Genomic DNA, 14,050 nt, shown 5'->3' on the forward strand with positions numbered 1-14,050 from the left:
ACTAAAATCTCCAATTTTATTATAAAATTGAAGATTTTTAAGCCAAACATTAATTTGAGGAAATGAGCTCAAGTTTAACACCTGATATATTTCTGGAAATATATAAATAAAAAATATTGCTTCTGTATTTCAGCCGAATATATGCAATGCCAATACCCAAAACAAGTTCTGTAATAGTTTCTCAAACTTAGCCAATTTGATCATATCTCTTTGCTTTTGGAGTTCAAATGCAAACATCGGAATGAGGATAAGCAACAGGAATTATGTCACATGCGCAAAAAACAATCTTTTCGAAACAACAATTATTTAATAACGATATAAAAATGAACAAAACGAATTTCATGTTGGCGCTGGTCCTCACGCTCTTATTGTGGAGGCCTTCTACAGCACAGGAGATTAACGAGGAATCCCTTTATCTGCTTGTCAACAGCAATGGCCTGGCTTGGGATAACAATGAATTATTTGATGATGGAGCAAAAATAATGCTGCACAAGGCCGAAAAAACAAAGAAGAGCCAGCTCTGGCGTTTCAAAAGAAATACCAATGGTTATTATACCATCAGTAACCCCTTTACGGGAACCAATATTGACAATGGTAACCAATATTCGGGCAATGGTAATCCGATCATGCAATGGGGGGCCAATCCATCCAATCCCAATCAGCAATGGAAACTGACATTTACAGGAACAGGTGCCATACAGCTCCGTCATGCTGGCAGTGGGATGAGCATTGTGGCACAGCAAGATGACCGCGAAGGTACAATTGTGTATCAACTCCCTGTGCCACCTCAGGACTGGAAGCTCGTGGAGATCGATCCAAAACTAGCCAAAGGATTCGCTTGGCGGGGCGAGGAGGAATGGCAGAATGAAATGCTGTTTGAGCTCAACAAAATGAAAGGACATGCAACTTTCATACCTTATCCAAATACCAAAGAGATGAAGGAGGATCCTTATTTTGACAAACCTTGGACGGAGCCGGGGTCAAGCAACTATCAGTCGCTAAATGGAACATGGAAGTTCAAATGGAGCACACAGCCCAAGGATAGACCTTCGGATTTCTATAACCCTAAATACAGTGTGGCTAAATGGGACAACATCATTGTCCCTTCCTGTTGGGAGGTCAATGGTTATGGCACACCGATCTATACCAATGTCACTTATCCTTTTGCCAACCGTCCCCCCTTTATCTATCCCGTAAAAGGATATACCAGCGAGAAAGAACCTAATCCTGTAGGTTCTTATCGAAAGGATTTTACAATACCAAAAGCATGGAAGGGGAACAAAGTGGTATTACACTTTGATGGTGTATATTCGGGTTTTTATGTCTGGGTAAATGGGGAAAAAATTGGGTATAGCGAAGGTTCAAACAATGCCACCGAATTTGATGTTACTGCGGCCGTAAAATCAGGCAGCAATACGCTCGCTGTGGAGGTTTATAAATGGACAGATGGGAGCTATATAGAGGATCAGGATATGTTTCGTTTTGGAGGGATCCATCGTGATGTGTTTTTATACAGCATACCAAAGATGCATGTTTATGATTTTCATCACAGGACTACATTAAAGAACGATAACTTTAAGGAGACGACAGTGGACTTTACCACCGTTTTGAAAAATGACGACGCAAAACTAAAGCAGGGACAGTTAAAGATCACATTGCTCGACGATAGAGGAACCGCCGTAGCTGAGAGGCTGAAGGATTATTCGCTTGAAGAAGGTAAACAGCTTGATCTCACGTTCCATTTGGGAGTATCCGATCCGCACCTCTGGTCTGCGGAAAAGCCCTATCTATATACCGCTGTCATGGTTTTAACAGATGTGGCTGGACGGGAAATACAAGCTTTGAGCACCAAGATAGGTTTACGAAAAATAGAGATTAAAAATAAACGTGTGTACATTAATGGAAAGCAGGTATTTTTCAAGGGGGTAAACCGTCACGACACGCATCCCGAATTTGGAAAGACCGTTCCTTTAGAGACTATGATAAAGGACATTCTGCTCATGAAACAGCACAATATTAATACAGTTCGCACAAGCCATTATCCAAATAGCCCTCAATTTTATGCACTAATGGACTATTATGGTTTATACTGTATGGACGAAGCTGATGTCGAAAATCATGGGAACATGGGATTGTCCGATAATGAAAATTGGCGAGGTGCCTATGTAATTCGCGCTGAACGGATGGTGCTGAGGGACCGTAATCATCCGTCGGTTATTTTTTGGTCACTCGGAAATGAAAGCGGCAATGGACAGAATTTTGATTTTATGTACCGGAGGGTAAGGGAACTTGATATGCAACAACGGCCGATCCATTATGAAGGTAAAAATGAACTTGCCGACGTTGACTCGCATATGTATCCTTCATTGGATGTAATGACCCGCTTTGACCAAAAGACCACCGACAAGCCGTATTTCCTTTGTGAATATGCCCATGCGATGGGGAATGCGATGGGTAATTTGAAGGAATATTGGGACTATATTGAAGGAGCTTCGCAGCGGATGATCGGTGGCTGTATCTGGGATTGGGTCGATCAGGCCCATTTGATGCCTGGACAACCCAAAAACCATTTCTATTATGGTGGCAGTTTTGGTGAAAAGCCGACCGATGGTGATTTTTCTAATAATGGACTGACCACGCCGGATCGGCGGGTTACAGCAAAACTGCTTGAAACCAAAAAGATTTATCAATATGTGAAATTTAATGGTGAGGCTCTGGCCGGTAACAAAATCAGCATCAGGAATGCTTATGATTTTAATGACCTGAAGGAATTTGATCTAAACTGGGAAGTATTGAAAGATGGGGTGGTCGAACAGAGCGGTCATATCAACCAGCTTGCGTTAGCACCAGGTAAAGATACGATACTGACCCTTCCTTTCGAGCGGAATTTTATTCCGAATAGTGAATATCACCTCAATCTCGCTATCCGGCTAAAGGAAAACAATAACTGGGGCGCAAAAGGTCATATTGTGGCATCCGATCAATTTGAACTGACAACACGATCAATTGCTCCATTAATTGATCGACAGCAACTTTCGGCGTTATCTGTAAAAGAAGATGAGGCCTCAGTTAACATACAAGGAAAGGATTTTAAAGTCGTCTTTGATAAAAAAAAGGGTGTTATGTCATCGCTCAGATACCATCAGAGAGAAATAATCGACAGCGCGGCAGGATTAAAGTTCAACTGGTACCGAAGTGTCAATAATGATAAATATACGGACCAGAGCTGTTATCCAACAACTTTTAAATCGGACATTGCAACAGTTTCCCTTGATGAATCTAAGAAATCAATAGATGTTGTGGTGAAGTCGATCGCAACCATTTATTCTAAAAAAGAGATCCAGATACCGTTTACGGTCAGTTATACAATTTACGGTGATGGTAAGATTGATGTGGAAAGCTATTTTAGTTTACCCGCACAGGCGGATATTGTCCATCGCATAGGTTTGCAGGTGGTTATGCCCAATGATTATCAGCGGATCACCTATTTTGGCAGGGGGCCGGGCGAGAATTATTCCGACCGCAAACAGTCAACTTATATAGGACAATATGTTACCACACCGCTTGATATGGAGGAAGAGCATTATACACGGGCCCAGAGTATGGGCAACCGCGAGGATATTCGCTGGATCACACTATTGAATAAGCAAAACAAAGGAATAAAAATAACTTCCAAAGACCGTCTGAGTTTTACAGCACTGAACTTTTCGGATGAGGATGTCTGGAATGCCAAGTATGATTTTAATCTGCCCAAGATTCGGAAAGACAAAATATATCTCAGCTTAGATTGCATACAACAAGGTTTAGGCAATGCGAGCTGTGGTCCATTGCCACTTCCTCAATATATGATCCCAGTCAATACTCCTTCCTTTTATTCTTTTCGAATTGAACCATGGATAAGTAAATAGTAGAAATACAGTTCTTCACAAAATCCAACAAATTAAAAATAAGAATCCCTGAACGATTTACGATCGGGGATTCTTACATTACTTTATTTTATATTCTGGGCTGAGGCTTCCGGAATAACTTTTTGGCTATTTGATATTCAATTGAATAATAGAAACAAACTCCAATTTTGCTAGAATTCACATTTACTCTTGCCTGAAACCTATCCATAGAAGAACGAAGCCCCCAGCCGCTATCTTTCAAGTAGTTCATAGTAGCATAAATATCTGTACGTTTAATTCCTGTAGAATAATTTACGCTATATTCATTACGTTTGCCATTCCTTACCGCCGCGTCTTCCCAAGAAGTGAAATTTTTTATATTTGAACTGGGCATTGGGATTTAATTTTCCATTGACGTCTACCAATTTTTCATTTGATATATTAAAAGCATTGTAGCCCCCAAGAAACTGTACAATATCCTGATAGGTCTTTCCATTATATTGCTGTTGGCCGTCATTATTTCTAGTCAGGAGTCCCGAACCAATTTGACGTGCTACATCCAAGAGGAACAGGTGAGGGGCCATAAGCTAAACTGTTTGTATAGGCCTGCCACATCAACTCATAATACTCCCCGGCAGAAACGGTATTATAGTTCGGCACACTATTTTGATTATAACCAAATTGAACTTTAGCATCAAACTGGCTTTTACCTTCTTTTCCCGTTTGGTTGTCACAATGACAACGCTATTTGCTCCTCTTGATCCATAGATTGCAATTGTTGCAGCATCTTTAAGGACGGTGATATTCTCAACATCATCAGGATTAATGTTTGCCGTTCCCCCATCAAAAGGAATACCACCCACAACAATCAATGCGTCATTTCCAGCCGAATAAGATCCTATTCCACGAATACGGATCGTTGGTGATGACCCGGGTGCACCCGATGGTGCCGCCGTTTGAATACCTGGACCGGCACCTTGGAAAGCCTCTAGTACATTGGCGATTGGCCTTTTGCCCAGGTCCTTGGCACTTAACTGTATTGCAGAACCCGTAAAGTCAGATTTCTTAACCTTACCATAAGCAACAATGATAACTTCATCGAGATCATTTGTGATTTCAGACAGCGCGATATCAAGACTCCAACCTTGCCTCAAGGATTGAGATAGCTCAGCGAATTCAATTAGCTAAAAGATTAAACGCACATTCGTTGTACCTACATGCATACTATAATTTCCGTTCTGATCTGTTTGTGTAGCTCTAATCGCTCCTTCTTCTCGTACGGTAACACCTGCAAGACCTTCCCCCGTTGAGGCAGAGGTCACCCTCCCCGTCACTTGGCGATTCTGTGCATAAGAGAAGCTTATGCACAGAATCCATAGCAAAATAATACTGAATAATTTTTGTTTCATGTTTAATTAAGTTAGTTCTTGTCTGGCAACATAATTGACGTGGGAACCTATTGGCAGCAATATATTTGTTTTATTAATTTATAATTTTTGAATTTCCATTTATTTTCAAAGACGAAAAAGAATATAATTTGACCAAGGAATGCAAAAACCTATCATTTCTAAAATGCTAGGTAAACACTAACCGTTTTTACGTAATTATTCACCGAGGTGGATATACTATATATGACGATACAAAATCAAAATTGTCCCGAACAATTAAAAAAATGCCTGCTGCTTTTTTTAACTATGTTCAACGATATAGATATAGAGGATCGGATTATTGATTTGTCCCCAAAGACAGTATCAGGGAGATACCAAAAAAGTATGGGATTTCATATTTTTGAAGGGTTATTACACTCTCTGGAGATGCTGTTGGCGAAATAAAGCGATAGTTGAGCTTGCGGCAGGATTAACAATTTTCTTTGAGGGGTGTCTAAATTATTGCGCGCGCCTGCTATAAAAATAAATGTTATCTCTCTATATACAACCTGAAGACTTACCATTTTTCAAACAGTGAATAAATATAAAAAATATGCTTTAAGAAACCAATGGATTCTTAGCATATAACCACGGACTTAATCCGTTTAGTGATTTATGTGGATGATTACTATTATAGTCAATCTGCCACTCATAAGCTAACGCATTGACTTCTGTCAGTGAATCGAACAAGTATGCGTCTAATACGTCTTCCCTAAATGTCCGATTCAGTCGTTCGATATAAGCATTTTGCGCAGGCTTTCCTGGCTGGATGTACTGCAACTCGATTCCGTTATCTTGACAAAACTCAATAAATACCTTTGACAAAAACTCGGGCCATTATCCGTTCTTATGCGTTTGGGCTTGGGTCTAAATAACAAAAGCTCCTTTAATTTCTGCATCAATCTGACGCCGGGTATGGAATAGAAAGCCTCATTTATCAATGATTCCCGATTATAGTCATCAATGACATTTAGTTCTCTGAATCTACGTCCATTAGCTAGAGAATCACTCATAACCACGTAGTAGCAGCGAAGCTAAATCAATTGACCAGGTTTCGTTGACCGTGCCGGAACCGTCAGTTTTTCTATGATTCGAGACGGAATACGACGTTTGCGTTTTACTCTAAGTTTTAACTCGATATTCCGATAAACACGAAGTGCCTTTTTCTGTTCCAGAGCAGGCCGTCCAAGCGTATTCGATATAGCGTTATTTATTATCTGAAGATGGGCGATTAGTATTCGTGGGAAATAACCAAATATTCGCGCTTATACGGGTATAATTCCCGAGATACATTAGGTTCAAAGGATGTAGTATCTTTTATAATGCATCGGAAATTACTGCCCCTAAAAATGGAAAAAAGAGAACCGAAAGATTTGCTGAAAGTTTACAATGTACGTTAAAAAAACAGGTAGGGGAAGTGACCAAATTATCAAAAAAGTTTAGGAAAATAATATCCTGTGGACGGGAAGTGAAAAAGGAGTAATTATAGCCTCTAAAGAAAATCCTAGAAGCTATAATCTACGCCAAAGCTGATGTAACCGGGCAACAGCTTATACGCTGTACTGCTACTGTAGAGATCAGTCAGTTCCGCATTTCTGAAAAAGCGGGTATTAAATATATTTTTTGCAGTCAGGTTAAATCTCATCCGCTGCTTTTGAAGTTCATAAAAGAGGGAGAAATCCGAAAAATAATAGGTTTTGGAATCTTGCCCCAAAAAACTGCCAAAGCGATAGGACTCATTCTTGAGATTGCACTGTATATTTTTGCCCATGTTTAAAAATATATTCAGGAAGCCATGACTATTTTTTAGGGTATTCTTGTTTTCTGATCGATAAGTAACCGACTGTATTGTATATCCGGTATAAATATTTAACCGGGATTTCCACGCGCTCCGGAACGACAGTCCATAATCGTAGGTGTCTGTATGGATCTGTCGGTTGCCCAATCCGGTCACGACGGTTTCGTAATCGGAGCTATTTGTCCCCAGATCCAACCGGAAATTTCCGCCGAATACTTTCAGGTAATAATTCACGTCGGTTTTATAAAAGCTGCTTTTTTTGTTTTTAAGCAATATCCGCTGTGCGAGGTTGAAGTTGGGATTTGGACTGCTCTCCGTACCTACATAATCGAATAGGATCTGATGCCCGACATGGAGGTTGGCAAAAAAACGGTCGGTCATACTGCCATAGGTGTATGTCAGCGTTGCACCTGAACTGTTTAAAGTGGCCATATCCGCCATTCCTTTTATAAAATTTCGAAGACCTGTGTTGTAATAATGGGGGACAAGCTCGGTAAGTGTAGCATTTTGCTGTTGAAAATAAAGTTCCGTTTCGATGCGTCCTTTGCGGTGTACGGCCCATCTGCCTACTAGGCCTGGCGAAAACTGCAGGCTGTTTTTACGGCTGCGTTTGCCAAAATCTGTTCGCCTGTTTTGAACAACACCGATCTGCAAACGGGGTGTCCATTCCCATTTCTTCCCCTTAAAAGTATATTTGGAAATAAGATTGGTCTGGAATACCGACAGGTCCGTTTCATTGGTAAATCCCTCCGGATAGCTGTCGCTTTCCCCAGTCTTTCCTTGCTCGGCCTGTAGCATCAATCGACTGTTCAGTTGCTGCAGTTGATAGGCCGCCGTCAGGGCGAGCTCAAAAAAATCGCCATTTTTTTGCCGGTTTAGATAATGGGTCGTAGCACCCAGGTAGCGCAGGTTATTTTCAATATGCTGCTTTACGGCTGCGATATCTTTCTTCCCGAACAGATCTTCGTAATAGTACCGATCGATACTGTAGTCTACCGGGGACTGTTGATCTATCCAACGGATGGAACTGACCAGCGCCTCCCGCTCCGAAAATTTGTGGCTATAGCTAAGGTTGTGGTTGGTCAGGTAGCCTTTGCTTTTGGTCAGCTCCTGACTCTGGTCACCATTAAAGAGTAAGCTACCTATGTCATTTTGCCCAAGCGACCCTAATGTCCCGGTATAGCTCAGTGTAGTGTACGCATCGGGTTCGAACTGTAATTCCAATTTGGTGAAATAATTATCAATATTGCGGGTAAACTGATAGTCTTCGGTATTCGTGAACTGGATATCCTGCAGCTGATAACTTTGCACTGTATTGCGATAGAATGATTTCTTTGTTGGATTTGCAAAACCCAGCCATTTGATTTTAAATGTTGAAGTTGGATTTAAAATGGTATTGAGCGATAGTAATTTGTCGTTGTTGAAGTTGGTTCTCCTATAGTCAAATCCAGGGAGGCTCGGGGTATTGTCAATCAATTTTGGGGTGCTTATCCCTACTCCAATCTGTCCGGGCTCATCGGCCGAACCGGACTGGATCAGGTGATTGATGCTGCTCACGGCATCGACCCCATTGTTATTGGCGCTCCCCAATAGATAATATTTGTTTTTCTTTCCAAAATTCATCAGGTTGGCATTGGCCTGGTAATATTTAGTGGGGCCTACGGGACTGCCCTGTACATCTACCGAACCTAGCCATTGTGCTCTGCTTTCCGCCTTCAATTGTAGATTTAGGGCGACCTTGTTTGAGTTTTCGATGCCTTTCAACTGTTTGTTGTTGGAATAACGCTGCAGCACCTGAATTTTTTCCAGGGGCTGAACAGACATGTTCTGTGTCAGTAGGCGATACCCTTTTTCGAAAAAATCATCTCCTTCGACCATGACTTTTTCGACTTCCTTATTGCCTATTTTGATGCTGCCGTCCGTACCGACATTGATACCGGGAATTTTCCGGAGCAGATCCTCCACCGAGCGTTCGTCGCCTTGTAAAAAGGATTTCACGCTCAGTTCAATAGTGTCTCTGCCGCGACGGTAGGGCTGTTTGGAATGGACAATGACTTCCTGCAACCGTTCCACACCGCCAGCCGTCAACTGCACATTGATCAGGGTATCGGTCTGTGTAGCTGTCAGCGGCAGAGTGACCGGCTCGAAGCTAAGTGCTTTGTATAGTAGCGTGAATTTTCCGCCTTGCGCTGTTTGCAAATGGTATTTTCCTTCGCCATCGCTAAAGGTATAGGCTAGCATCTTGCCATCAGTGTCGCGCTTTAAATCAATTCGCACACTGCCCAACGCTTTTCCATTAGAGCTGACTTTTCCATGGACCGCAACCTGAGCCTGAACCACTACACAGAGCAGACAGAACCCCAACAGGGTTAGTATCCGCTTATTGATGTTCCCATTCATACACTTGTTCTACACTGCCACGGACTTTTTTTCCCTCTACACTCACACCTTCCATCACAGGGATTTTGCTGTACAAAATGCGCATCTGCTCTTCGGTAATACGGTCATTTTTCTTGATAAATTCCTCCAGTGTAAGTTTTGGCAGGGAATGGATATAGCTGTCATTAATGGGGAAATTGCCCTCATAAGGATAGTTTACTTCTTTCAGGTACCAGTAGTTGGGATTGGCACTTTCGTTGTATAGCATCACGATAAGCCCCGGCAATCCTCCAAATTTTGATGGGCCCACGGGCACGGGAATATCGTTGGTATAATAAGCGACCAAGGTGGTGCCGCGGTATGCTGCTGTCGCTTTGTGACACACATATTTGCCCAAGGTATCGACATCATTGTAGTTGGTATTCCAGACCAGCGGAGGAAATTTGTCCGTTACCAGGTAATTGACACCTTCGATAGAGCCGGTCTCGAGCTGCTCGGCAGCATTATTTTGTTGTATTACCACCTTGTTATATAACTTGCCGGAGCCGATGGTCATCGAAAATGTGGATGCAACCTCACCGTCGACATCCTGGTTGATATCTTGATTGCGTTTGGGCAGCGAATCACGGACGGCGATCTTCACCGTTCCGTCATAATAGACCTGTTCCTTAAAAGTAGCCATAGCCGATGGTATATATTCATATACCGCATGAAGCCGTTGTGCAAAAGAAGATCCTGAAAGGAACAAAAACAGAAAGAATATATAATTTTTATGCATGTTATTTTGTTTTGGAGAAGCGGAGGACTGGCCTCCGCTTCAGTTGCTGTTTATCAACACTGATTAGACCTTAAAACCACCATTATACACCCCACCATTGACGGCATGCTCTGAAGAATTCACCACAGCTACCGTTGGTGTAGGTCTCTGAAGTATGCGTGCCCACAACGTGTAGATCATCAGAACTTAAAAAAGTCAGCACAAAAACACAGCGGGTAAGTCCATCCTGCATTTCTGTTACCTCTTCGGTAACCCTTACCGTGGTGTTTGTTTTTGGAAGGCGGTAAGTCGAAGTTTTTGCTCTTGCATTTTTGTGGGATGCATTTTCCGTTGTCTTAGCAGAAGCTGCAGTCGATAACACCGCTAGGGCGACCAGACTCATCATTAATTTTTTCATTGTTTTTTATTATTTTGTGTTAAACCATAGCATGTTTTTGAGGCATGCCGTTATTGTATGCCAGTAAAAATAGCCGACAGTTTTAATTCGTTAAACAGGGACTTGGTATCCGTATCAGCTGGTTCATTATCCGTGGTTCATGGCTTATTATTCGTTTGGGTATCGGGTAGCATAAGACAACGATAAAATCGTATATGTATGATTCAAACGCCAAGCGGCTTATACGCAGCATGACTAATCTGCAGGAGTGGTGTGACAGGAAAATAGGACCTGTATTTTATAAAATGAGAGCAATACAACCAGCTGTTGTCAAATACAACAATAAGTAGTGGAAATACAACTAAGGGTAGCGCGGTTTATTTGCTGCCAAGTGGGCTTGCAAAATAACTTTGTGGTATCAAAAAAAATATAAAAACATGATGCTAAATTCTAAATCGATCGGCAATAAAATTGCTGAAGCAAGAAAGAAAACCAATCTTTCACAGGCCGAACTTGCCCAGCAGGTCTCCATTAGTCCACAGGCGGTAGGTAAATGGGAGCGGGGGGAATCCATGCCGGATATCATGACCTTGAACAGGCTTGCCGAGATACTCGCCGCGGATCTTAATTATTTTTCCGAAAATTTTCATAGGGGGGCTGTCGATACTATGGCGTATGAGTCAGTCGAAACCGAGGGACAAGCTTATCCGGCTGATAGGGACCCCAAGGCCGAGAATCAGACTGCCCGCAGCTGGGATATGTCAAAAGGCAATTGGGAAAATGCTGATTTCTCCGGTTTAAAGAATTTGGGTGAACAGTTTAGTTCTTCCAATATCAAAAATTGCAAGTTTACAAACTCAGATCTATCGGGGCTGATACTGGGTAAGAACAATATTGAATTATGTGACTTCTCCCGTTCAGACCTGAAAGGCAGTAGGATACAGTCTTCTAATCTGCTCAAAAACCAATTTGACCATTGCTCGTTTGTCGATACTGATTTTTCGAGAAGCAATATCGGAAAGTGTAATTTCTCCGGTGCGGATTTTACAGGTGCCAGATTTGATACCGGCTGTTTTGAGCGCAATGAGATGACCAATACCGTGCTAAAACGCACCTCATTTAAAAATACGGAGATCAGTGACGTCATCTTTGAAGGCAGGATCGAAGACTGTCATTTTGAGGGCTGCGGGTTTTATAAAGTCAAATTTCAGGGCGCCACCATCTTGAATACCTTTTTTAAATACAATAGAAAATTTAAAAAAGTGGAGTTCTCCGATTGTAAAGTGGACAGACTAACTTATGCTTTCCTGAAGAATAACGAAGCAAATTTGACGGGGATAACGCTTATCGAGGAATAAGTAATCTGGTCTGAAAAACTTCAATAGCAAGCAAGCAAGCAAGCAAGCAAGCAAGCAAGCAAGCAAGCAAGCAAGCAAGCACAAAATAAAACTTGTGAAAGATAGGAGTGAAGCCCTGCACGGTATATCGCTAAGCTAAAAGACTGGCGGGACATAAACAAGATAAATGATAAACGGGGTAGTCCAAAAGAATGGATTACCCCGTTTATTTAAACTAGGCCTGGTCCTACAGTAAGCGCTAAATCGGATATATATAGATACAGCTTTCGCGCTGCCTTAATTGCCAAATAATCCCTGCCGATCGGATTATACCGTTTTCTTATCTATATTAAGTGTAAAGTAGAAGGTACTTCCGGCACCGTATTCACTTTCGACCCAGATTTCACCACCCTGTGCCTCAATGAATTCCTTACTGATACTCAGGCCTAAACCCGTGCCTTCTTTTTTGGTACCCGGAATACGGAAATACCGTTCAAAAATCTTTCTTAAATATTGGGGCTGTATGCCCTGTCCGGTATCCGAAACTGAAAATTTGACCCTATTATTCTCCTGTTCTGTTTTGATCTGTATTTTAGCATGCTCATAGGAATAACGTATGGCATTGGAAATGAGATTGGTCAGTACCCAGGCTGATTTTTCGCTGTCGGCCACAGCAGTTAAAGCTTCATTGGGCATCTCAATCTCGATCTTTATATTTTTATTGTCGGCGGCAGACTTATTGGCGTTGACCGCATATTCGATGATCGGCTTGATTGCAGCCGGCAGTAGATTGATCTGTATGGAACCGCTTTCGACCTGTGTAATGTTGAGCAGTTCGCCCGTTATTTTCAATAAGCGCTGTGTGTCGTCTTTTATCCCGTTGATCAGCTCTTTTTGTTCCCCATTCAACAGCCCAAGCTTTTCATTTTCTAAGAGTTGTACCCCCATCTGAATCGATGAAATGGGTGTTTTAAATTCGTGGGATACCGTCCCCATGAAATTTGTTTTGGCGAGATCAAGTTCTTTGAAAGGAGTGATATTACGCAATAGGATCACCTGACCGATAAATTTTGTTGCTGTTTCGCCGGTGGGGACGATATTAATGTCGATGACTTCCTTTTCAAAATAACTTTCTTTGCCATCGGCATAGATTTTTAGCTGTTCTGCTTTGTTTGTTTTTGTCTGCGGTTGAAAGATATCTTTTATAATATCCCGAATCAGATCATTGGTTACTGCGATATCCTGAACAGCTTTTCCAATGACATCTTCTTTCCGTAATCCTGAAATGTTCAGGGCTTCGTCGTTGGCAAACAGTACCTTTTTATTTTCATCGATTCCGATAACGGGGTCATGCATGTTATCGATCAAGGTCTCGATCCGCTTTTTACCTTTGAGGATTTTTTCTAATTTGCTATCGGAGTATTCTTCCAGCTTTTCGGCCATGGTATTAAATGATCTGGCCAGATCCCCGAATTCATTGTGTCCACCGAAGTTGACACGTTTTGAATAATTTTGACTGGCAATTTCCTTGATACTTTCAGTGAGTTCCCGGATGGGGTTGGCAATATTGGAAGGCAGATTGATCAGCAATATGACGGCGATCAGAAAACACAAAGCCCCCGTAAAGGAGATAATGAGTATTGCCCTGCGGGCGGTATCATCCGCAATATTACTTTTTCTGCTGATCGCATCCATATTTAACCGCATCAATTCGGTGATATCTTTGCGGATGGATGAGCTTAGCTGGGCATCACCGGGTTTATTTTTAAGTAAACTGAAATGTCTGACAATCAGATTTGTCGTTTCGATCTCGCCGATTTCAGTGACGTTGCCCATTTGCAGGGTCAAATTATGCTGAAAAGTATCGATTGCCGCAGCATCCTTGCCGATATCTTCGAGTGCAAGCAGCATATTCCGGGAATAGAGCAGGGTATTGTAATTTGCGACAAGTATATTATTCGTGTCTCTTTTGAGCTGATTAACATACCATCCGCTGATAACAGCTAAGGCAACTATCAAGATAAATAGGAGCCCCACTCCAAATGTTAATTTTGCTTTTATTTTCATT

9 protein-coding genes are annotated in these 14,050 nt (G+C 41.8%); 2 read left to right on the top strand and 7 right to left on the bottom strand.

From position 1 onward, the window contains the following. The first annotated feature begins 323 nt into the window (after positions 1-323). On the top strand, positions 324-3,908 hold the full coding sequence (locus ABDW32_RS09450; protein WP_343561720.1) for a glycoside hydrolase family 2 TIM barrel-domain containing protein: 3,585 nt from the start codon (positions 324-326) through the stop codon (positions 3,906-3,908). 305 nt (positions 3,909-4,213) lie between these two features. Here ABDW32_RS09450 and ABDW32_RS09455 read toward each other — a convergent pair whose 3' ends face one another. The 6 genes from ABDW32_RS09455 to ABDW32_RS09480 form a co-directional block, all read right to left on the bottom strand. Further along, complete coding sequence (locus ABDW32_RS09455) at positions 4,214-4,471, bottom strand: hypothetical protein (RefSeq protein ID WP_343561721.1); 258 nt, start codon at positions 4,469-4,471, stop codon at positions 4,214-4,216. Between the two features lie 30 nt (positions 4,472-4,501). After that, positions 4,502-5,041 carry a TonB-dependent receptor plug domain-containing protein gene (locus tag ABDW32_RS09460; RefSeq protein ID WP_343561723.1) on the bottom strand — a complete coding sequence of 180 codons (540 nt, stop codon included), beginning with the start codon at positions 5,039-5,041 and terminating at the stop codon, positions 4,502-4,504. Between the two features lie 831 nt (positions 5,042-5,872). Next, entirely contained in the window at positions 5,873-6,094 is a 222-nt protein-coding gene (locus tag ABDW32_RS09465) for a transposase (RefSeq protein ID WP_343561725.1), read from the bottom strand. 724 nt (positions 6,095-6,818) lie between these two features. Next, complete coding sequence (locus ABDW32_RS09470) at positions 6,819-9,512, bottom strand: hypothetical protein (RefSeq protein ID WP_343561727.1); 2,694 nt, start codon at positions 9,510-9,512, stop codon at positions 6,819-6,821. Beyond that, positions 9,493-10,269, bottom strand: a complete 777-nt coding sequence (locus tag ABDW32_RS09475) for a GLPGLI family protein (RefSeq protein ID WP_343561729.1) — start codon at positions 10,267-10,269, stop codon at positions 9,493-9,495. Before ABDW32_RS09475 ends, ABDW32_RS09470 begins: the two co-directional genes overlap by 20 nt. A gap of 82 nt (positions 10,270-10,351) precedes the next feature. Further along, positions 10,352-10,654, bottom strand: a complete 303-nt coding sequence (locus ABDW32_RS09480; RefSeq protein ID WP_343561731.1) for a hypothetical protein — start codon at positions 10,652-10,654, stop codon at positions 10,352-10,354. A gap of 428 nt (positions 10,655-11,082) precedes the next feature. On the opposite strand from ABDW32_RS09480, the gene ABDW32_RS09485 reads away from it, so the two are divergent. Continuing rightward, positions 11,083-12,003, top strand: coding sequence for a pentapeptide repeat-containing protein (locus ABDW32_RS09485; protein ID WP_343561733.1), 921 nt, complete (start codon positions 11,083-11,085; stop codon positions 12,001-12,003). Between the two features lie 306 nt (positions 12,004-12,309). Here the strand turns inward: ABDW32_RS09485 and ABDW32_RS09490 are convergent, their stop codons facing one another. Continuing rightward, positions 12,310-14,049 carry an ATP-binding protein gene (locus tag ABDW32_RS09490; protein ID WP_343561735.1) on the bottom strand — a complete coding sequence of 580 codons (1,740 nt, stop codon included), beginning with the start codon at positions 14,047-14,049 and terminating at the stop codon, positions 12,310-12,312. Between the last annotated feature and the right edge of the window lies 1 nt (position 14,050).

Source organism: Sphingobacterium sp. (assembly GCF_039596235.1).
Taxonomy (GTDB): Bacteria; Bacteroidota; Bacteroidia; order Sphingobacteriales; family Sphingobacteriaceae; genus Sphingobacterium.

Excerpts from the sequence above, each read along its gene's own strand:
- ABDW32_RS09450 (WP_343561720.1), top strand. The coding sequence starts at position 324 with ATGAACAAAACGAATTTCATGTTGGCGCTGGTCCTCACGCTCTTATTG.
- ABDW32_RS09455 (WP_343561721.1), bottom strand. The coding sequence starts at position 4,471 with ATGGCCCCTCACCTGTTCCTCTTGGATGTAGCACGTCAAATTGGTTCG.
- ABDW32_RS09470 (WP_343561727.1), bottom strand. The coding sequence starts at position 9,512 with ATGAATGGGAACATCAATAAGCGGATACTAACCCTGTTGGGGTTCTGT.
- ABDW32_RS09475 (WP_343561729.1), bottom strand. The coding sequence starts at position 10,269 with ATGCATAAAAATTATATATTCTTTCTGTTTTTGTTCCTTTCAGGATCT.
- ABDW32_RS09480 (WP_343561731.1), bottom strand. The coding sequence starts at position 10,654 with ATGATGAGTCTGGTCGCCCTAGCGGTGTTATCGACTGCAGCTTCTGCT.
- ABDW32_RS09485 (WP_343561733.1), top strand. The coding sequence starts at position 11,083 with ATGATGCTAAATTCTAAATCGATCGGCAATAAAATTGCTGAAGCAAGA.
- ABDW32_RS09490 (WP_343561735.1), bottom strand. The coding sequence starts at position 14,049 with ATGAAAATAAAAGCAAAATTAACATTTGGAGTGGGGCTCCTATTTATC.